Genomic DNA, 18,658 nt, shown 5'->3' with positions numbered 1-18,658 from the left:
GGACGGGTTCATGCTTCTTTCGGCGGGGTCTCGGCCGAGGCCGCGGCGGGGGCCGTGACAGCGGCGGTGGCGGTGCTGAGGATCGCGGGGAGCGCGTCGAGGAAGGTGCGGGCCTGCTCCTCGGTCAGGACCAGGGGCGGGGCCAGGCGCAGGGTCCCGGGGCCGGTCGCGTTGACGATGAACCCGGCGTCCCGGGCGGCGTCGACCACGGCGGGGCCGAAGGGCGCGGTGGCCCCCGCGGGGACCTCGAGGTCGGCGCCGATCAGCAGCCCGCGCTGGCGCACGTCCCCGATCCCGGGCACCGCCCGCAGGCCCTCGCCGAGCACGGCGCCCACGGTGCGGGCGTGCTCGAGCAGGCCGTCCTCCTCGATCACCGTCACGGTCGCGAGGCCCGCGGCGGTGGCCGGCGGGTTGCCGCCGAACGTCGTGCCGTGCTGGCCCGCGCCGAGCAGTGCGGAGACCTCGGCACCGACGGTGAGCATCGCGCCGATCGGGAAGCCGCCGCCCAGGCCCTTGGCCAGGGTGATCGCGTCCGGCAGGTCGCCGCCGGTGAGCTCCGCGGAGGAGGCGAACCAGCGGCCGGTGCGGCCCATCCCGGTCTGCACCTCGTCCACGACGAGCAGCGCGCCGTGCCGGCGGGTGAGCTCCCGCGCCCGCCGGAGGTAGCCCTCGGGCAGCTCGCGCACGCCGGCCTCGCCCTGGACGGGCTCCACGATCAGCGCGGCGACGGTCCCGTCGAGGTGCTCCTCGAGGGCCTCGACGGTCGCGGGGATGTGCTGCACCCCGCCCGGCAGGGGCTCGAAGGGCGCGCGGTAGGCCTCCTTGGCGGTCAGGGCGAGGGCGCCCATGGTGCGGCCGTGGAAGGCGGACTCGAGGGCCAGGACGGTGCCGCGGGGCCGGCCGTCCGGGCCGGGGTGCTCGTGGCCGTGGCGGCGGGCCAGCTTGAACGCGGCCTCGTTGGCCTCCGCCCCGGAGTTCGCGAAGAAGACGTGGGAGCCCGCGGGCGCGCCGGCCAGGGACAGCAGCTTCCCGGCGAGCGCGATCTGCTGGGGGGAGGTGAAGAAGTTGGAGACGTGGCCCAGGGTCGCCAGCTGGCGGGAGACGATCTCCACCCAGCGCGGGTGGGCGTGGCCGAGGGCGTTGACGGCGATGCCGGCGAGCAGGTCGAGGTAGTCCCGGCCGTCGGCGTCGGTGACCACGGCGCCCCTGCCGTGGGTGAGCACGAGCGAGGGGCTGCCGAAGACGCCGAGCAGCGAGTCGGCGTACTCGCCGAGCAGGGCGGTCTGGGCGGAGTACCGGGACGCGGTGTGCTGGCCGGCGGTGTGCTGGGCGGTCATGACGATGCTCCGTGGTCGGGGACGAGCTGGGTTCCGATGCCGGTGTCGGTGAAGATCTCGAGCAGGCACGTGTGCGGGCTGCGCCCGTCCACGATGGACGCCCGGCGCGCCCCGCCCTCCACGGCCCGCAGGGCCGCCTCCATCTTGGGGATCATCCCGGCCTGCAGGCTGGGGAGCATCGCGCGCAGCTCGGAGGCGGAGAGCGACGCGATGAGCGAGTCCTTGTCCGGCCAGTCCGCGTAGAGCCCCTCGACGTCGGTGAGGGCCACGAACTTCTCGGCGCGCAGGGCCACGGCCACGGCGGCGGCGGCGGTGTCCGCGTTGACGTTGAGGATCTCCCCCGTGGGGCGGCCGCGGGCGTCGACCTCGGGCGCCACGGAGGAGATCACGGGAATCCGCCCCGCGTCGAGCAGCTGGGTCACGGGCTCGGGGTTGACGCCGACGACCTCGCCCACGTGGCCGAGGTCCACCTCCTCGCCGTCCACGACGGTGCCCCGGCGGACGGCGCGGAACAGCTCGGCGTCCTCCCCCGAGAGCCCGACGGCGTACGGGCCGGTGGCGTTGAGCAGGGAGACGAGCTCCCGCTGGACCTGCCCGGTGAGCACCATGCGGATGGCGTCCACGGCCTCCCGGGACGTGACCCGCAGCCCGCCGCGGAACTCGGACTCGATGCCCAGCCGCTCCAGCATCCGGTTGATCTGGGGCCCGCCGCCGTGCACCACGACCGGCTTGATCCCGACGTGGCGCAGGAACACCATGTCCTCGGCGAAGGCCTGCCGCAGCGGCTCGGACACCATGGCGTTGCCGCCGTACTTGAAGACCATCACGGACCCGGCGTAGCGCTGGATCCAGGGCAGGGCCTCCATCAGGGTGCCCGCCTTCAGCTGGGCGGTCTCGTAGCGGGTCGGGTCACTGGGGTCGGTCATGGTTCTCCTGCGCCGTGGGTCGGTGCTGTCCCGGTCGGTGGGCCGGTCAGCTGGAGTAGGCGCTGTTCTCCTCGACGTAGTCGTGGGTGAGGTCGTTGGTCCAGACGGTGGCGTCGGCGTCCCCGGCCTTGAGGTCGACCAGGACGGTCACCTTGCGCCCGGCCGCCAGGTCCACGCCCTCGCGGGGGTCCCCGATCATGCCGTTGCGGCAGACCATGACCCCGTTGATCGTGACGTCGAGCCGGTCCGGGTCGAACGCGGCGTCGGTGGTGCCGACGGCGGACAGCACGCGGCCCCAGTTGGGGTCGTTGCCGAAGATCGCGGCCTTGAACAGGTTGGAGCGGGCCACGGAGCGGCTCACGTCCTCCGCCTGCCGCTCGGTCGCGGCGTTGACCGTGGTGATCTCGATGTCGTGGGACGCCCCCTCGGCGTCCGTGATGAGCTGCTGGGCCAGCGAGTGGCACACGGCCGTGACGGCCTGGCTGAACTCGAACTCGTCCGGGGTGATCCCGGAGGCGCCCGAGCCGAGCAGGACCACGGTGTCGTTGGTCGACATGCAGCCGTCGGAGTCGGTGCGGTTGAACGTGACCTTCACCGCGTCCTCGAGCGCCCACTGCAGGGCGTCCGAGGAGAGCTCGGCGTCGGTCGTGAGCACCACGAGCATCGTGGCGAGGCCGGGGGCGAGCATGCCCGCGCCCTTGGCCATGCCGCCGACCGTCCACCCGTCGCGGACGTAGGCGGCCTGTTTGGAGACGGAGTCGGTGGTCATGATGGCCCGGGCGGCGGCGGCCCCGGCGTCGTCGTCGTCCCCGAGCGCCGCCACGGCCCCGGGCAGGCCGCGCTCCATGACGTCCATGGGCAGCTGGACGCCGATGAGCCCGGTGGAGCACACCACGACGTCGCCGGCCCCGACGCCGAGCGCCTCGCCGACGAGCTCCGCGGTCCGGTGGGAGGCCTGGAAGCCCTGCGGTCCGGTGCAGGCGTTGGCCCCGCCGGAGTTGAGGACCACGGCGGCGGCCCGGCCGTCCGCGGTGGCGGCCTTGGACCACTGGATGGGCGCGGCGGCGATCCGGTTGGTCGTGTACACGGCCCCCACGTGGTGCTGGGGCCCGTCGTTGACGACGAGGGCGAGGTCGGGCCCGCCGGAGTCCTTGAAGCCCGCCGTGGTGCCGGCCGCGCGGAAGCCCTGGGCGGCGGCCACACCGCGGGTGGTGTCGACCTGCAGGGTGCCGGCCGGCTGCTGGGACGGGTACGTTCTCACGGTGCGACTCCTTGGAGGTTCAGGCCGGTGTCCTCGGGCAGGCCGAGGGCGAGGTTCATGGACTGGACGGCACCGCCCGCGGTGCCCTTGACGAGGTTGTCGATGACGCAGGTGACGATGACGCGGCCCGCCCGGGCGTCGAGGGCGAGCTGGAGCTGGGCGTGGTTGGAGCCGGCCACCGACTTCGTCGCCGGCCACCGGCCCTCGGGCAGGACCGTGACGAACTGCTCGGCCACGTAGGCGGACTCCCAGGCCTCCCGCAGCTGCGCGGCGCTCACGCCCTCCGCGACGCGCGCGGTGGCGGTCGTGAGGATGCCCCGGGGCATGGGGGCCAGCGTCGGGGTGAAGGAGACCCGCACGCGGCACCCCGCGGCCTTGGCGAGGCCCTGCTCGATCTCGGGGGTGTGCCGGTGCGCGCCGCCCACCCCGTACGGGCTCATCGAGCCCATGACCTCCGAGCCCAGCAGGTGCGCCTTGACGGCCTTGCCGGCCCCGGACGTGCCCGACGCCGCGACGATCACGACGTCCTCGGGCTCCAGGAGCCCGGCCGCGAAGCCGGGGCCCAGGGCCAGCAGCGCGCTGGTCGGGTAGCACCCCGGCACCGCGATGCGCGTGGCGCCGCGGAGCTGCTCGCGCTGGCGGGTGCCCTCGGTGTCCACGACGAGCTCGGGCAGCCCGTACGGCCACGTCCCGGCGTGCGGGGAGCCGTAGAACTGGTCCCACTCCTCGGCGGAGTCGAGCCGGTGGTCGGCGCCGGCGTCGATGACCACGGTCTCCGGCGGCAGCTGCGCGGCGATCGCGGCGGACGCGCCGTGCGGCAGGGCGAGGAAGACGACGTCGTGGTCGGCGAGGTTCTCCACCGTGGTGTCCACGAGCACCCGGTCGGAGAGGGAGTGCAGGTGCGGCTGCAGCTCCCCCAGCCGCTGGCCCGCGTTGGAATGGGCCCCCACGGCCCCGATCTCGATCTGCGGGTGACCGGCGAGGATCCGCAGAACCTCACCACCGGCGTAGCCGGAGGCCCCCGAAACTGCTGCGCTGAACGTCATAGGACCCACTCTAGCTCAAAGTTATGCATGGTCTTCAATAATTATGCACGCTACGGGGAGCGGATCGACGGCGCGGAGGCGCGGGTGCCCCTCGGCGGGGCGCGTCGGAACCCCCCTGTCGTCTCAGCCGCTCGTCCCGGCCACGGCCGTCGTCGCATCCCCCCCGGAACGGCTGTGCCCCCGAATCTACGCTTCCCGTGTGCAAATCTCGATGATTACGGGGGCATTCCCGTGCCCCCTCTTGTGCTCACGCTACCCCTCGGGGGTCCCCGCAGGCAGAGCGCGGCCGGGCTTCCCGCCTACCATGGCAGGAGTTCCCGTCCGCGATCCCCAGGAGGTACCCGTCATGGTCCGTTCCGTCATGGTCGAGCGAGCCGGAGGCCCCGAGGTCCTGACCCTCGGCGAGCGCCCGGACCTCGAACCGGGCCCCGGCCAGCTGCTCGTCGAGACCCGTGCGGCGGGGGTGAACTTCATCGAGGTGTACCAGCGCGAGGGCGTCTACCCCGTGGAGCACCCCTTCACGCCCGGCTCCGAGGGCATGGGCGTGGTGGCGGGCGTGGGCTCCGGGGTGGAGCACTTCGCCCTCGGCGACCGGATCACCACCTCCCAGGCGTCCCGCACCTACGCCGACGCCTTCGTGGTGGACGCCGACAAGGCCCTGCGCGTGCCCACCGGCGTCTCCGACGAGGTCGCCGCGGCCGTCCCGCTGCAGGGGCTCACCGCGCACTACCTGGTCCGCTCGACGTATCCGGTCCAGGAGGGCGACGTCGCCGTGGTCACCGCGGGCGCGGGCGGGGTCGGAGGCCTCGCGGTGCAGCTGCTGAAGTCGCTCGGGGCCACGGTGATCGCCCTGGTGGGCTCCCAGGACAAGGCGGAGACCGCGCGCTCGCTGGGCGCCGACTTCGCCCTGGTCGGCTACGAGGGCTTCGCCGAGCACGTCCGTGCGGTCACCGGCGGCCGCGGCGCCGACGTCGTCTACGACTCGGTGGGCAAGGACACCTTCGACGAGTCCCTGCGGGCGCTTCGCACGCGCGGGATGCTCGTGCTCTTCGGCGGCTCCTCCGGCCAGGTCCCCCCGTTCGACCCGCAGCGGCTCGCCCAGCACGGGTCCCTGTACATCACCCGCCCCTCGCTCAACCACTACCTGCTCGACGAGAAGGAGCGGAACTGGCGGGCGGGCGAGCTCTTCGACGCGGTGCTCGACGGGTCCCTGACCATCCGGGTCGCCGAGACGTTCCCGCTCGAGCGAGCACGGCAGGCGCACGAGCTGCTCCAGTCCCGTGCCGCCCAGGGCAAGCTGCTGCTGGTCCCGTGAGCACGGCACAGACGCACCGCTTCCTCGGCGCGGACGGCGCGCGGGACCCGTACACCCCGTTCGTCGGGTGCTGCACGGCCACCGTGGAGCACTACGACCTCGACCTCGACTACGACGTCGAGGACAACGGCCTCGAGGCGCGGGCGACCCTGACCTGCCGGGCCCTGCAGGACACGGACCGGATCGAGCTGGACCTCACGGAGCTCGCCGTGACCGACGTCCGGTTCGGCACCGGCGGGCTCGGGGGGCTGCTCGGCGGCCGCAGGGTCCGCGCGGACCACCGCGGCAGCCGCCTCGTGCTGAGCCTGCCGCGCACGGTCCCCGCCGGGGAGTCGTTCACGCTCACCGTGGCCTACGAGGGCTATCCCGAGTCCCTGGACGGACCCTGGGGCGAGATCGGCTGGGCCGAGCTCGACGACGGCGTGCTCGTCGCGGGCCAGCCCACCGGGTCCTCCACCTGGTTCCCGTGCGTCGACCACCCCTCCCACAAGGCCACCTACCGGGTCGCCGTGCACGCCGACGCCGACTACGAGGTGGTGGTCCACGGCGAGCTGGAGTCCGTGGTGGAGCGCGACGGCGAGCGCCACTGGGTCTACACCTCCCGGGTGCCGCTGCCGCCGTACCTGGCGACCGTGCAGATCGGTCCGTACGAGCGGCGGGAGCTCACGGGCTCCCGCGTCCCGCAGCACCTCGTGTGCTCGAAGAAGCGGCGCAAGAAGGCGGAGAAGACGTTCGCGGAGCAGGGCCGGATGATCGAGGTGTTCGGCGACTGGTTCGGCCCCTACCCCTTCCCGAGCTACACCGTGGTGGTCGTCGACGAGTCCCTCGAGGACCCGTTCGAGTGCTACGCGTGCTCCGTGTTCGGGAAGAACCAGCTCGGCACGGACTGGGAGGAGCAGCGGCTCGTGGCCCACGAGCTCGCCCACCAGTGGTTCGGCAACAGCCTGGTCCTGTCCTCGTGGCAGGACATCTGGCTCAACGAGGGGTTCGCGTCCTACGCGGAGTGGATCTGGTCAGAGGCCTCGGGCGGCCGGCCGGCCCGCTGGCACGCGGAGAAGGCGCACCGCACGCTGTCGAAGATGCGCCAGGACCTCGTCATCGGCGACCCGGGTCAGGTGCGCCTCTTCGACGACGTGGTGTACGTCCGGGGCGCCCTCACCGTCCACGCGATCCGGGAGACCGTGGGCGAGGACGCCTTCCGCGCCCTGCTGCACGGCTGGGCCACCGCCAACCGGGACGGGTGGGTGAGCACGGCGGGCTTCCGGGAGCACCTGCGCGGCTTCGTGCCCCAGCACCGGTGGACGGAGGTCGACGGGCTGCTCGACGCGTGGCTGCTCCGGCGGGAGCTGCCCGCCCTGCCCTGACCCGGCGCCGGGGCCCCCGGCTCCGAGCCGGTTCTCCGGGCCCCGCTCCGGAGCCGTGGGCCCTGCTCCGGCGTCCGCGGGCCCGCTGCGGGGCCCGGACGGGAAAGGCCCCCGCCGGACGCACAGCGTCCTGCGGGGGCCGGTGCACGGCTCGGGCGGTCCTCAGCGCTCCCGGCGGTAGAGCCGGCGGGCGAACCACACGCCGCCGGCGGCCGCGCCGAGTCCGGCGAGCAGCAGCAGGGCGGCCTGCACGCGCTGCCAGGCGATAGTGCCCGCGGTGATCCCGTCCCCGAACTCGCCGGCCTCGGCGGTCTCGACCACCTGGAGCGTGCCGTCCTCCACGGCGAGCAGGGCGTCGGCCTCCTGGTGGAAGTCGTCCTCGCCGGAGCCCGTCTGCGTGCCGCGGAAGACGATCTCCTCGCCCGCCTCCGGGACGCGCGGGTCGGCGAGGCCCGAGTCGAAGGGCTGCTCGGTGACCGCCTCGTCCGCGGGCAGCACCCCGCGGTAGACCGGGTTCCAGGTCTTGGTCCGCAGGTCGTTGGTGAGGTCCTGGTACTGCCCCGAGATCACCCACGAGCGGTCCGCGTAGCCGGCCAGCTTCCGGGAGTCGTCCCAGGTGAGCGCGGCGCCCACCGCCAGGACCAGCCCGAGCAGGAGACCGAGCAGCCCCACGGCCGTCGGCTTCCAGGCGATCGACCGGCGCGCGCGTCCGCGCTCCTGCTCGTCGTCGTCGTCGAAGGCGAAGAACGCCTCCTGCCGGTCGGTGGTCTCCTCGGTCATGCTGAGCTCCTGGAACGGGGTCGGGGAAGGGGGCGGCCGCGGCGGCGGTCGGGGACCCGGTGCCACAGTACCGAAGTTCCCCCGCCGCGCCCGGACGCCGTTCGCGTTTGTTACCGGCAGCGTCCCCGGGCGGCGCGCGGCCCCACGGCACGGCACGGCCCGCTCCCCGGCGCGGGGAGCGGGCCGTGCCGTGCGGGGCGCGGCGGGTGCGGCGGCGGGCCGGTCAGCCGCGGAGCACGGCGCCGTGGCGCTCGGCCGCCACGGCGACGGCCGCCGCACGGGCCGTGGAGGCCTCGTCCGCGGTCAGGGTGCGGTCCGGGGCCCGGAAGCGCAGCGCGAAGGCCACCGACTTCCGGCCCTCCTCGATGCCGGGGCCCTGGTAGACGTCGAAGACGCGGACGTCCTCGAGCAGCTCCCCGGCGCCCTCCTCGAGCGCGGCCCGCAGCTCGGCCGCCGGCACGGCGGCGTCCACCACGAGGGCGACGTCCTGGGTGGCCGCCGGGTAGCCGGAGATCGGGCGGGCCTGCACGACCTCGACCTCGGCCCCGACGAGCGAGCTGAGGTTCAGCTCCATCGCCACGGTCCGCTCGGGCAGGTCCTGGGCCGCCACCAGCTGGGGGTGCAGCTCGCCGGCGTAGCCCAGCGGGGTGCCGTCGGCGGTGGCGAGCACCGCGGTGCGGCCCGGGTGGAACGCCTGGTGGGTGCCCTGCCGGACGGTCAGCTCGACCCCCAGGACCTCGGCGGCCAGCCGGGCGGCGTCGAGGGCGTCCTGCCAGTCGAAGGCCCGCGGTGCGGTCCACGGGCCCTGGGCCGCGTCCCGGCCGGCCAGGACCGCGGCGAGGTGGCGCGGCTGCGCGGGGATGCCGGCCTCGATCTCGTCGAGCACCGCCCGGCCCGGGTGCGCCCCGAGCGGGGGGATGCCGGCGCTGCCGAGCTGCTCGCCGGGACGGAAGACCCGCCCGACCTCGTAGAGCGCCAGGTCCCGGAAACCGCGGGAGGTGTTGCGCCGCAGCACCTCCAGCAGGCCCGGGAGCAGGGAGACGCGCAGCATTCCCTGGGCCTCGCTGATCGGGTTGGCCAGCTTGACCGACGGCACGGGCACCCCGGGCTCGGGGGCGCCCCACAGCTCGTTGTCCGCCTGCGAGACGAACGGGTAGGCGAGCACCTCGGTGATCCCGGCGGCCGCGAGCGCGTCGGCGACCCGCTTCCGGGCCTGCTGCTCGGCGGTCAGGCCGCGGCCCGGGGGCGCCACCGGCAGCCGCGAGGGGATCGTGTCGTAGCCGACGAGGCGGGCGATCTCCTCGACCAGGTCCTCCTTGGCGACCAGGTCCGGGCGCCACGACGGGGGCACGACGCGCCAGCCGTCGTCGGTGGCCTCGACCTGCGCGCCGAGCTCGGTGAGGGTCGAGACGACCTGGTCCGCCGTGTACTCCACGCCCGTGCGGCGCCCCGGATAGTCCCAGGGCAGCTCGATGGGCGCGGGGGCGGTGGTGTCGTCCACGTCGGTGACCCCGGGACCGGCCGTGCCGCCGGCCAGCTCCACGAGCAGCTCGACGGCGCGCTGGGCCGCCACCGGGGCGATCTGCGGGTCCACCCCGCGCTCGAAGCGCTTGGACGCCTCCGAGGGCAGCCGGTGCCGCCGGGTGGTGCGGGCGATCGAGACCTCGTCGAAGCGGGCCGCCTCCACGAGCACGTCGGCGGTGCCGTCCGAGACCTCGGTGGCGGCGCCGCCCATGACCCCGGCCAGGCCGATCGGCCCGGAGCCGTCCGTGATCAGCAGGTCCTCGGGGTCCAGGGCCCGCTGCCGGCCGTCCAGGGTGGTCAGCGTCTCGCCCGGCGCCGCCCGGCGGACCCCGATGCCGCCGCTCAGCTTCCCGAGGTCGTAGAAGTGCAGCGGCTGGCCCAGCTCGAGCATCACGTAGTTGGAGACGTCCACGGGCAGGGAGATCGAGCGGATGCCCGCCAGGCGCAGCCGCGCCGACATCCACGGGGGCGTGGGGGCGGTCGCGTCGATGCCGGTCACGATGCGGGCGACGAAGCGGGTGCACCCGGGGTTGCCGTGGATCGGGGCGTCGTCGTCGACGGCCACGGGGAACCCGTCCCCGGTGGGGGCGGGCACCCGGTCGGCCACCGTCCCGGCCGGGTCCGTGAAGGGCTCGTGCACGGCGTGGCAGTACTCGCGGGCCACGCCGCGGATCGAGAACGCGTAGCCGCGGTCCGGGGTCACGTTGATCTCGGCGGCCTCGTCGCGGAGCCCGAGCAGCTCCAGGGCGTCGGAGCCGATCTCCGGGTCCAGGCCGAGGGTCGAGAGCACCAGGATGCCGTCGTGGTCCTCGCCGATCCCGAGCTCGCGCACGGAGGCGATCATGCCGGCGGAGGTGTGGCCGTAGGTCTTGCGCGCCGAGATCCTGAAGTCCCCGGGCAGGACGGCGCCGGGCAGGGTCACCACGACCTTGTCCCCGACCTCGAAGTTGTGGGCCCCGCAGATCACGCCCTGCACGCCGGAGGGGTCGATGCCCTTGCCGGTCAGGGTCTGCTCCTGGCCCTCGGGGACCACGCGGACGGTGCACCAGTTGACGGTCTTGCCGTTGGAGTGGGTCTCCGGCTCCTTGGAGAGCACCTGGCCGACCACGACCGGGCCCTTCAGGTGGTCCGTGGGGCGGTGCACGTCCTCCTCCTCGAGGCCCACCGTCACGAGGGTGGCCAGGACGTCCTCGGCGGTCGCGCCGGCCGGGACGGGGGCGTGCTCGCGCAGCCATGACAAAGGAACTCGCATGTCTTAGATCTCCATCCCGAAGTGCTCGCTGAAGCGGACGTCGCCCTCGACCATGTCGCGCATGTCCGGGACGTTGTTGCGGAACATCAGGGTCCGCTCGATGCCCATGCCGAACGCGAAGCCCGAGTGGACCTCGGGGTCGATGCCGGCCGCGCGCAGCACGTTCGGGTGGACCATGCCGCAGCCGCCCCACTCGATCCACTGCGGCCCGCCCTTGGCGTGGGGGTGCCACACGTCCAGCTCGGCGGACGGCTCGGTGAAGGGGAAGTAGTTGGGCCGCAGCCGGATCCGCGCCTCGGGGCCGAACATCTGCCGGGCGAAGTGCTCGAGCGTGCCCTTGAGGTCGGCCATCGACAGGCCCCGGTCCACGGCCAGGCCCTCGACCTGGTGGAAGACGGGGGTGTGCGTGGCGTCGAGCTCGTCGGTGCGGTAGGTGCGCCCCGGGACGACGACGTAGACCGGCAGCTCGCGGTTCAGCAGCGTGCGCATCTGCACCGGTGAGGTGTGCGTGCGCAGCACGAGGTGGGCCTCGGGCGGGTCCACGAAGAACGTGTCCTGCAGCTCCCGGGCCGGGTGGTCCGGCTTGAAGTTGAGGGAGTCGAAGTTGTACCACTCGGACTCGACCTCGGGGCCGTCGGCGACCTCCCAGCCCATGGCCACGAACGTCTCCCCGACGCGCTCCATGAGGTTGGTCAGCGGGTGCCGCCCGCCCAGGCGCCGGCGCCGGCCGGCGGCGGTGACGTCCACAGCCTCCTCGACGAGGATCCGGGCGTCCCGCTCCTCCTCGAGCACCGTGGTGCGGGCGGCGATCGCCTGGTTGACGCGGCCGCGGGCCTGGCCGACGAGCTTGCCGGCGGCGGCCTTCTGCGTCTTGTCGAGCGAGCCGATCCGCCGGTTGGCCAGCGCCAGCGGGGAGCGCTCCCCCGCGTGGGCGAGCCGGACCTCCTTGAGCTCGTCCAGGTCGTGGGCGTTCTGCACGGCGGTCAGGGCCGCCTCGACGGCGGCGGTGACCGCGGCCTCGTCGGTCGGGTCGACCGCGCCGCTCGGGGCGGTCTCGGGTGGCAGTTCAGACATCAGCTGGCGACTTCTTCGGCTCGGGGACGGCTTCGTCCGGGCCGCGGGTCCACGGTGCGTGGAGCGCGTGCCACGGGAAAGCCCGGATCGGCACGGATCGCGGGCGGGTCCCAGTCTATGGCACGTCCCCCGGGGGCCGCCCACCGCTGCCCGGGCTCGTTCCGGCCCGTCCGGGCCCTGGGGGACCGCCCCGCCGGGCCCGGAGGCAGTCCGCCCCGAGGTCCGGATCCGGGCGGGGGGCACCGGGCGGGCCTAGGCTGGTGCCATGAGCCCCGGTCCGAGCCGCGCAGCACGCCTGCGGCAGGTGTGGAACATGCTGAACCTGTCCACGCCGCTGGGGCTGCTGGTCGCCGCGGCCACGCGCACGCCGGTGGTCCGCGGGCCCGAGGGGCTGCTCCTGGGGTTCGGCTACCGGCCGCGGCTGCCGAGGGCCGGGGCCTTCACCGTGGGCAACGTCGTCCTGTTCCGCGCCGGGATCGGCGACGTCGCGGCCCGGCCGCGGCTCCTGGCCCACGAGTCGCGGCACGCGAGCCAGTGGGCCAAGTGCCTGGGGCTGCCGTTCCTGCCGGCCTACCTCGTGGCCGCGGGGTGGTCGGTGCTGCGCTGCGGACATCCCGCGCTGCACAATCCCTTCGAGGTGCGCGCCGGCCTCGCCGACGGCGGCTACGTCCCCGGCCACCGGCACCACGGCTGACCGCGCGGGCTGCGGCCTGACCCGCCAGGGTCAGGCCGACCACCGGAGGACGTGGTCGACCGGGCCCTGCGGGGTCGGCCGGCGCGGGCCGGATCAGGCCCGCAGGAGGTCGAGCAGGGCGTGCACGATCGGCAGGTCGGCCGGGATCCAGGGGAGCGCGAGCGCGGCGGCGGGGTCGGCCAGCGGGAGCCACCGCACGGCCAGGTGGTCCTCCCCCACCACGGGCCGGGGGTCGCCGCCGGCGGCCACGGCCGTCCAGACCCGCATCGCCGCGGTGTCCTTGAGCGGCCAGCCCTGGGCGTGCGGTCCGCGCACCTCCGCGAGCAGCCGGACGTCCACGCCGAGCTCCTCGGCGCACTCCCGCACCAGGGCCTGCTCGCAGCTCTCGTCCGGCTCCTGCTTGCCGCCGGGGAACTCCCACAGGCCCCGCAGGGCCTCGGGATAGGCCCGTTGCGCGGCGAGGAAGCCCGTGGGCCGCTCGGCGTCGTCGAGGAGGGCGGCACCGACCACCTGAGTGTGGTACGCGGCGGGCAGCGGCGCGCTCACCGCTCTTCCCCGGCCGCGGGGCGGCGCTGGGCACGGGCCGAGGCGTAGAGGCACACGGTGGCGGCGGTGCCCACGTTGAGGGACTCCGCCCGGCCGTGCACCGGCACGGCGACGCGGTGGTCGGCGAGCGCCTTCTCCTCCTCGGACAGGCCGCGGGCCTCGTTGCCGAACAGCCACACGGTGGGCCGGGCCAGGTCGTAGCCGGAGTCGTCGGGCGGGGCCCCGGCGGCGCGGGCGGCGGAGGCGTCCTGGAGCCGGTCGAGGTCGACGTCCCCGTGGCCGTCCGCGGCCAGCACGCCGCAGCCGGCGGCGCGGGCGGCGTCGAGCAGCGCGGGCAGGTCGGCACCGACGACCACGGGCAGGTGGAAGAGGGAGCCGGCGGTCGAGCGCACGGTCTTGGGGTTGTAGACGTCCACGCTGCCGGTGGTGAGCACCACCGCGTCCGCGCCCGCGGCGTCGGCCGCGCGCAGCACGGTGCCGGCGTTGCCGGGGTCCTGCACCCGCGCCAGCACGGCGACGAGCCGGGGCCGGGCCGCGAGCACCGTCCCCAGGTCCGTGTCGAGGGGTCGGCACACGACGACGACGCCCTGCGGTGTCACCGCGTCGCTCATGGCGGCCAGCACCTCGCGGGTCACGAGGCGGACGAACACGGAGCGGTCCTCGGCCACCCGCTCGAGCAGGGCGGTGATGTCCGGGTGGCGGCCCAGGGCGTCCTCGGTGACGTAGACGGCGTCCGCGCACGGGGACTCCAGGTGCCGGGCGAGGGCCTCCCGGGCGTTCTGCGGACCCTCGGCGAGGAACAGTCCGCGCTTGGCACGCGCGGAGCGCCCGGCCAGTCCCGCGACGTCCCTGACCCGATCGGCTCGGGGGTTGGACATCGGCTGGGCGGCCAGGCGCTCCGTGAGGTTCACTGCTCCGACTGGGCTCAGGCGGCGGCTTCGCGCGGCGCGGAGGTGTCCTCCGGCAGCGCCTTCTTGGCGATCTCGACGAGGCCGGCGAACGCCTGCTCGTCGTTGACGGCCAGCTCGGCCAGCATGCGGCGGTCGACCTCCACCTCGGCGGCCTTGAGGCCCTGGATGAAGCGGTTGTAGGTCAGGCCGTTGGCGCGGGCCGCGGCGTTGATGCGCTGGATCCACAGCCGGCGGAAGTCGCCCTTGCGCTTGCGGCGGTCGTTGTAGCTGTAGACGAACGAGTGGGTGACCTGCTCCTTCGCCTTGCGGTACAGGCGAGAGCGCTGGCCGCGGTAGCCGGAGGCCTGCTCGAGGATCTCCCGGCGCTTCTTGTGGGCGTTGACCGCCCGCTTCACACGTGCCACGTGTGTACTCCTTCACTTCGGTCCCGGCCGGTCGGCCAGGAGGTCAAATCTGTGGGGGCGGGGAGGCGGGCTCCCCTGCGGATGCGGTGGGGACTACTTGCCCAGCATCTTCTTGATGACCTTGGCGTCGCCGGGGGCCACGATCTGGTCGGAGGCCAGGCGGCGGGTCAGCCGGGAGGACTTGTGCTCCAGGTAGTGGCGGCGGTTGGCCTGCTGGCGCTTCACCTTGCCGCTGCCGGTGAGCTTGAAGCGCTTCTTCGCCCCGCTGTGGGTCTTCATCTTCGGCATCTGGGCCGCTCTCCTTGCGATTCATCCGGTGGTGGCCACCGGAGGGCACGGCGACGTCCGCCGCACCTCCACGGTGCCCCCGGGCGCAGCCGGTCCCGGCTGCGCCCGCGGGGCGCTGTCAGTTCTGCTCCGCTCGCGCGGAAGGTCGTGCGCCGCTCAGGCCTGGGGCCCGGGCTTGGCACCCGGCTTGGGGCCGGGCCGGGGGGCCTTCGGCGCCGCGGCCGGAGCCTTCGGCGCCGGGGCCTTGGGCGCCGGCGGCTTCGGGGCCGCCTGCGGCGCCGGGGTCTCGGCGACCTCGGGCTCCGGGGCCGCCTGCGGCGCCGGGGCCTCGGCGACCTCGGGCTCCGGGGCCTCGGCGGCCGCAGGCGCCTCGACGGCCTCGGGGGCGGCGGGCTGCGCCGCCTCCGGGGCCGGCTGCTGGGCCTCGGGCGCCGGCTGCTGCACCGGCTCCTCGGTCCGGCCGGCCTGCTCGCGCAGCTCGGCCGGGAAGGCGTCCCCGATCGTCTGGGTCACGGGCGCCGCGGAGGACGTGTCGACCTTGTCCTTCGCCTTGCGCTCGTTCTCGGCCTTCGCCTCGTCGCGCTGCTTCTGGCGGCGCGCCTCGGCCTTGGCCTCGGCCTTGTTCTTCAGCGGGCCCACGACCATCACCATGTTGCGGCCGTCGACCCGGGGGCTCGACTCGACCGCGCCGACCTCGGCGACGTCGTTCGCGAAGCGCTCGAGCAGGCGGACGCCCATCTCGGGGCGCTGCTGCTCGCGTCCGCGGAACTGGATCATGGCCTTGACCTTGTCGCCGGCCCCGAGGAACCGCTTGGCGTGGCCGACCTTGGTCTCGTAGTCGTGGGTGTCGATCTTGAGCCGGAACCGGACCTCCTTGAGGACCGTGTTCGTCTGGTTCTTGCGCGACTCCCGGGCCTTGACCGCGGCCTCGTACTTGTACTTGCCGAAGTCCATGAGCTTGGCCACCGGCGGCTTGGCGTTGGGCGCCACCTCGACCAGATCGAGATCCGATTCGCGGGCCAGCCTCAGTGCGTCCTCGACGCGGACGATGCCGACCTGCTCGCCTGCGGGTCCGACGAGACGGACTTCGGGGACTCGGATTCTGTCATTGATACGTGGATCGCTAATGCCGTGCTCCTGATGTCTGGCGTGATCGCCCGGAGGTTTCCGGGGACCTCATGGTTCGGTCCGGTCCGCAACGACAAAAGCCCCCGCTGCGGTCGGCAAGCGGAGGCTCATCGGTGCGCCGCCCGGAGGTGGCGCATTGCGTGACGGTACGGACGAGGGATGCCCCGGCCGTGCCGTCGTGCGGACGATGTCGTCGCGGACCCGGCGGCCGTGCTCCGGTCCTCCGAGAGGCTCGCAGGACCGTGGCCGGCGCGGGTGGGAGTCTCCTCCACTTGCACACTGCCGACCAGTCTAGCCCATGGGCCTCCGGTTCGGGAAACGACGGCCGCGCCGGCGTCTCACTCGTCCTCGGTGCTGTGCAGGGCCCGGCGGGCCGAGAGCAGCTCCGTCTCCGGCCGGGCGGCGACGAAGCGCTCGACCTCGTCGAGGACCTCGACGAGGCGGGCGGCGTCCGCGGCGACCACGGCGGTGCCCACGAGGGCGCGCCGGTGGAGCTCGAGGTGGCCGACCTCGGCGGCGGTCACCGGGAACCGGCGGCGCAGCTCCGCCACGAGGGGCCGCACCACGGAGCGCTTGGCCTTGAGGGAGTGGACGTCCCCCAGGAGCACGTCGAACTCGATCCACCCGATCCACACGGTGCTCCGCCTCCTTCCGGCCGGCGCCCGGCCTCCCCTGCAGGATAGTGCGCAGGACCGGTGGGACGGTCCGGGCGGCGACCGGCGGTGTGGCAGAGTTGGGCCATGACTTCCGAGAACACCTTCCGCTTCGACGACGACGCCGCACGGTCCGGCCAGGAGATCCCGCAGGAGACGGTCAGCGCCGTCGACGAGCAGATGCGCGACATCGCGGAGGTCCCCGCCATCGAGGTCATCACCACCGCGGCCGTGCACCTCATGAGCGCGGCCGCCGTGAAGTGCGGGCTCGCCGCCGGCGAGGACGCCGAGGAGCTCAAGGACCTCGACGAGGCGCGCAAGCTCATCACCGCGCTGGCCGGTTTCGTCACCGCCGCGGCGCCGGAGATCGGCTCGCAGCACGCCGCTCCCCTGCGCGACGGCCTGCGCACCCTCCAGCTCGCGTTCCGCGAGGCCTCGCTCTTCCCGGACGCCCCCGGCCAGGGGCCCGGCGAGCGGTTCACCGGCCCGGTCAGCTGAGCACCGCTCCCTCCGTCCGTCGCGGGCTGGTCCGGGCTTCCCGGGTCAGCCCGCCGTCGTGAGGCGCAGCTGCATCGAGTCGACGTCCTCGGCGAGGGCCGGCTCGACGCTCAGCCGGGCCTGGAAGCGGGCGACGACGTCGTCCAGCTGCCCCTGGTCGAGACCGGCCTGCAGGGACAGCACGACGGCGAGCTCGGGGCCGGCCCCGCCGCCCCGGACGAGCGCCCCGTCCGCGGCGCGCACGGCCACGCCTTCGCCGGGGGCGGTCCCCACCCCGACGACCCCGGGCAGCCCGGTGGCGCAGCGCCGGACCGCCGCCTCGACGTCCGGGCTGCGGTAGGAGGGGGTCCAGGCCCTGCCCCGGGCCAGCGCCCAGAGGGCCGGGCGGCGCACCACGAACGGGAGGTCGGTGCCGGGGTCGAGCACCAGCAGCTGGGTGCCGTCCTTGACCGCGGCCACGGCGGCCCGGCGGAGGTCCGTGGCCACCGGCCGCGCCCGGGCGTGCCAGTCCGCGAGCGCCGCCGCGGAGCTGAAGACCGGCAGCACCTGCCGGCCGTCCGCGGCCCGCAGGGACACGAGCGCCATGTCGGCCTCCTTGTCGGCCACGAGACCGGCCTCCGTCACGGTCGAGGACGAGACCTCGGCCACGACGGGCACGAACACGCGGGTGCCGGCGAGCGCGGCGACCACGGCGGACTCGTCCCCGGTGCCCGCCCGCAGGGCCCGCAGGGCCTGCAGCACGGCGGGGGCGGCGGCGCCGTCGTCCCCGGGGAACCGGTGGGTGTGGCTGGTGCCCTCCCCCAGGTTGCGCCCGGCCCAGGCCTGGCCGCCGGTGTCCTCCGTGCCGCCGGCGCCCGCGAGCTGGGCGGCGATGTGCTCCGGCAGGGGCCGCTCCGTCACCGCGCTCCCGGCCGGCCCGCCACGTCGAGAGCCTCCTCGAGGGTGAACCGGCCCGCGTAGAGGGCCTTGCCCACGATCGCGCCCTCGACGCCCGAGGGCACGAGCGTCCGCAGGGCGGAGAGGTCGTCGAGGGAGGAGATCCCGCCCGAGGCGACCACGGGCTTGTCGGTGCGGGTCGCGACCTCCTTCAGCAGCTCGAGGTTGGGGCCCTTGAGGGTGCCGTCCTTGGTGACGTCGGTGACCACGTAGCGGGCGCAGCCGTGGTCCTCGAGGCGGTCCAGGACCTCCCAGAGGTCCCCGCCCTCCTCGGTCCAGCCGCGGGCGGCGAGGACGGTGCCGCGCACGTCGAGGCCCACCGCGATGACGTCGCCGTGCTCGGCGATGACCTTCTGCGTCCACTCCGGGTTCTCGAGGGCCGCGGTGCCCAGGTTGATCCGGGCGGGGTCCAGGGACAGCGCCCGCTCCAGGGACGCGTCGTCCCGGATGCCGCCGGACATCTCGACCTTCAGCTCGAGCTCGGCGGCGACGCGGCGGAGCACGTCGATGTTGTCGCCGCGGCCGAAGGCGGCGTCGAGGTCCACGAGGTGGATCCACTCGGCGCCGGCCTCCTGCCACGCGAGGGCGGCCTCCAGCGGGTCGCCGTAGCCGGTCTCGGAGCCGGCCTCGCCCTGGACCAGGCGCACGGCCTGGCCGTCCGCGACGTCGACGGCGGGCAGCAGCTGGAGGCGGGGGGTCTCGCTCAGGGGCATGGGATCTC

The 18,658-nt window shown here is 74.6% G+C and carries 19 protein-coding genes; 4 read left to right on the top strand and 15 right to left on the bottom strand.

Translation table 11 applies throughout. The features are described from left to right. Nucleotides 1–8 precede the first annotated feature (8 nt). From RCG67_RS15125 to argC, 4 genes are read right to left on the bottom strand one after another with little or no spacing between them, the layout of a single operon-like run. Complete coding sequence (locus RCG67_RS15125; RefSeq protein ID WP_368827447.1) at nucleotides 9–1,337, bottom strand: acetylornithine transaminase; 1,329 nt, start codon at nucleotides 1,335–1,337, stop codon at nucleotides 9–11. Beyond that, entirely contained in the window at nucleotides 1,334–2,263 is a 930-nt protein-coding gene (gene argB, locus RCG67_RS15120; RefSeq protein WP_058873535.1) for an acetylglutamate kinase, read from the bottom strand. Before argB ends, RCG67_RS15125 begins: the two co-directional genes overlap by 4 nt. A gap of 46 nt (nucleotides 2,264–2,309) precedes the next feature. After that, entirely contained in the window at nucleotides 2,310–3,524 is a 1,215-nt protein-coding gene (argJ, locus tag RCG67_RS15115; RefSeq protein ID WP_368827445.1) for a bifunctional glutamate N-acetyltransferase/amino-acid acetyltransferase ArgJ, read from the bottom strand. After that, a complete protein-coding gene (gene argC, locus RCG67_RS15110) occupies nucleotides 3,521–4,570 on the bottom strand; it encodes an N-acetyl-gamma-glutamyl-phosphate reductase (RefSeq protein WP_368827444.1) in 1,050 nt (349 codons plus the stop codon). Before argC ends, argJ begins: the two co-directional genes overlap by 4 nt. A gap of 346 nt (nucleotides 4,571–4,916) precedes the next feature. Between argC and RCG67_RS15105 the strand changes: the two genes are divergently transcribed. Next, entirely contained in the window at nucleotides 4,917–5,885 is a 969-nt protein-coding gene (locus RCG67_RS15105) for a quinone oxidoreductase family protein (protein ID WP_368827443.1), read from the top strand. Beyond that, on the top strand, nucleotides 5,882–7,249 hold the full coding sequence (locus RCG67_RS15100) for a M1 family metallopeptidase (protein WP_368827442.1): 1,368 nt from the start codon (nucleotides 5,882–5,884) through the stop codon (nucleotides 7,247–7,249). Before RCG67_RS15105 ends, RCG67_RS15100 begins: the two co-directional genes overlap by 4 nt. Before the next feature lie 162 nt (nucleotides 7,250–7,411). On the opposite strand, the gene RCG67_RS15095 is transcribed toward RCG67_RS15100, so the two are convergent. From RCG67_RS15095 to pheS, 3 genes are all read right to left on the bottom strand, one after another. After that, a complete protein-coding gene (locus RCG67_RS15095) occupies nucleotides 7,412–8,029 on the bottom strand; it encodes a hypothetical protein (RefSeq protein WP_368827441.1) in 618 nt (205 codons plus the stop codon). A 223-nt stretch (nucleotides 8,030–8,252) separates the two neighbouring features. Beyond that, nucleotides 8,253–10,805: a phenylalanine--tRNA ligase subunit beta gene (gene pheT / locus RCG67_RS15090; RefSeq protein WP_368827440.1), complete on the bottom strand. Its 2,553-nt coding sequence runs from the start codon at nucleotides 10,803–10,805 to the stop codon at nucleotides 8,253–8,255. A gap of 3 nt (nucleotides 10,806–10,808) precedes the next feature. Continuing rightward, nucleotides 10,809–11,879, bottom strand: a complete 1,071-nt coding sequence (gene pheS / locus RCG67_RS15085) for a phenylalanine--tRNA ligase subunit alpha (protein ID WP_368827438.1) — start codon at nucleotides 11,877–11,879, stop codon at nucleotides 10,809–10,811. A 265-nt stretch (nucleotides 11,880–12,144) separates the two neighbouring features. Between pheS and RCG67_RS15080 the strand changes: the two genes are divergently transcribed. Next, nucleotides 12,145–12,573, top strand: a complete 429-nt coding sequence (locus RCG67_RS15080) for a hypothetical protein (protein ID WP_368827436.1) — start codon at nucleotides 12,145–12,147, stop codon at nucleotides 12,571–12,573. Nucleotides 12,574–12,666: 93 nt separating this feature from the next. Here RCG67_RS15080 and RCG67_RS15075 read toward each other — a convergent pair whose 3' ends face one another. The 6 genes from RCG67_RS15075 to RCG67_RS15050 all read right to left on the bottom strand — a co-directional run bounded on the left by RCG67_RS15075 (nucleotide 12,667) and on the right by RCG67_RS15050 (nucleotide 16,485). Further along, nucleotides 12,667–13,119, bottom strand: coding sequence for an NUDIX domain-containing protein (locus RCG67_RS15075; RefSeq protein ID WP_368827434.1), 453 nt, complete (start codon nucleotides 13,117–13,119; stop codon nucleotides 12,667–12,669). Further along, nucleotides 13,116–14,030: a TrmH family RNA methyltransferase gene (locus tag RCG67_RS15070; protein WP_368827433.1), complete on the bottom strand. Its 915-nt coding sequence runs from the start codon at nucleotides 14,028–14,030 to the stop codon at nucleotides 13,116–13,118. Before RCG67_RS15070 ends, RCG67_RS15075 begins: the two co-directional genes overlap by 4 nt. A 14-nt stretch (nucleotides 14,031–14,044) precedes the next feature. Further along, a complete protein-coding gene (gene rplT, locus RCG67_RS15065) occupies nucleotides 14,045–14,434 on the bottom strand; it encodes a 50S ribosomal protein L20 (RefSeq protein WP_368827432.1) in 390 nt (129 codons plus the stop codon). Nucleotides 14,435–14,527: 93 nt separating this feature from the next. Continuing rightward, on the bottom strand, nucleotides 14,528–14,722 hold the full coding sequence (rpmI, locus tag RCG67_RS15060; RefSeq protein ID WP_058873524.1) for a 50S ribosomal protein L35: 195 nt from the start codon (nucleotides 14,720–14,722) through the stop codon (nucleotides 14,528–14,530). 156 nt (nucleotides 14,723–14,878) lie between these two features. Continuing rightward, the gene (gene infC / locus RCG67_RS15055) at nucleotides 14,879–15,823 is read right to left on the bottom strand and encodes a translation initiation factor IF-3 (protein WP_438612681.1); all 945 of its coding nucleotides are present in this window, start codon (nucleotides 15,821–15,823) and stop codon (nucleotides 14,879–14,881) included. A 365-nt stretch (nucleotides 15,824–16,188) separates the two neighbouring features. Further along, a complete protein-coding gene (locus tag RCG67_RS15050; RefSeq protein WP_058873522.1) occupies nucleotides 16,189–16,485 on the bottom strand; it encodes a DUF503 domain-containing protein in 297 nt (98 codons plus the stop codon). Nucleotides 16,486–16,590: 105 nt separating this feature from the next. Here RCG67_RS15050 and RCG67_RS15045 point away from each other — a divergent pair, with 105 nt between their 5' ends. Beyond that, nucleotides 16,591–17,001 carry a DUF1844 domain-containing protein gene (locus tag RCG67_RS15045; RefSeq protein WP_368827429.1) on the top strand — a complete coding sequence of 137 codons (411 nt, stop codon included), beginning with the start codon at nucleotides 16,591–16,593 and terminating at the stop codon, nucleotides 16,999–17,001. A gap of 45 nt (nucleotides 17,002–17,046) precedes the next feature. Here RCG67_RS15045 and RCG67_RS15040 read toward each other — a convergent pair whose 3' ends face one another. Both RCG67_RS15040 and priA read right to left on the bottom strand, forming a co-directional pair. Beyond that, nucleotides 17,047–17,901: an SseB family protein gene (locus RCG67_RS15040; protein WP_368827427.1), complete on the bottom strand. Its 855-nt coding sequence runs from the start codon at nucleotides 17,899–17,901 to the stop codon at nucleotides 17,047–17,049. Then, nucleotides 17,898–18,650 carry a bifunctional 1-(5-phosphoribosyl)-5-((5-phosphoribosylamino)methylideneamino)imidazole-4-carboxamide isomerase/phosphoribosylanthranilate isomerase PriA gene (gene priA / locus RCG67_RS15035; RefSeq protein WP_058873519.1) on the bottom strand — a complete coding sequence of 251 codons (753 nt, stop codon included), beginning with the start codon at nucleotides 18,648–18,650 and terminating at the stop codon, nucleotides 17,898–17,900. The genes RCG67_RS15040 and priA overlap by 4 nt, the downstream gene beginning before the upstream one ends. Between the last annotated feature and the right edge of the window lie 8 nt (nucleotides 18,651–18,658).

Origin of the sequence: Kocuria cellulosilytica (assembly GCF_040981245.1) — a bacterium.
GTDB classification, from domain to species: Bacteria; Actinomycetota; Actinomycetes; order Actinomycetales; family Micrococcaceae; genus Kocuria; species Kocuria cellulosilytica.
The sequence above is the reverse complement of the archived record's forward strand: the minus strand, read 5'-3'. Positions and strand labels throughout refer to the sequence as shown.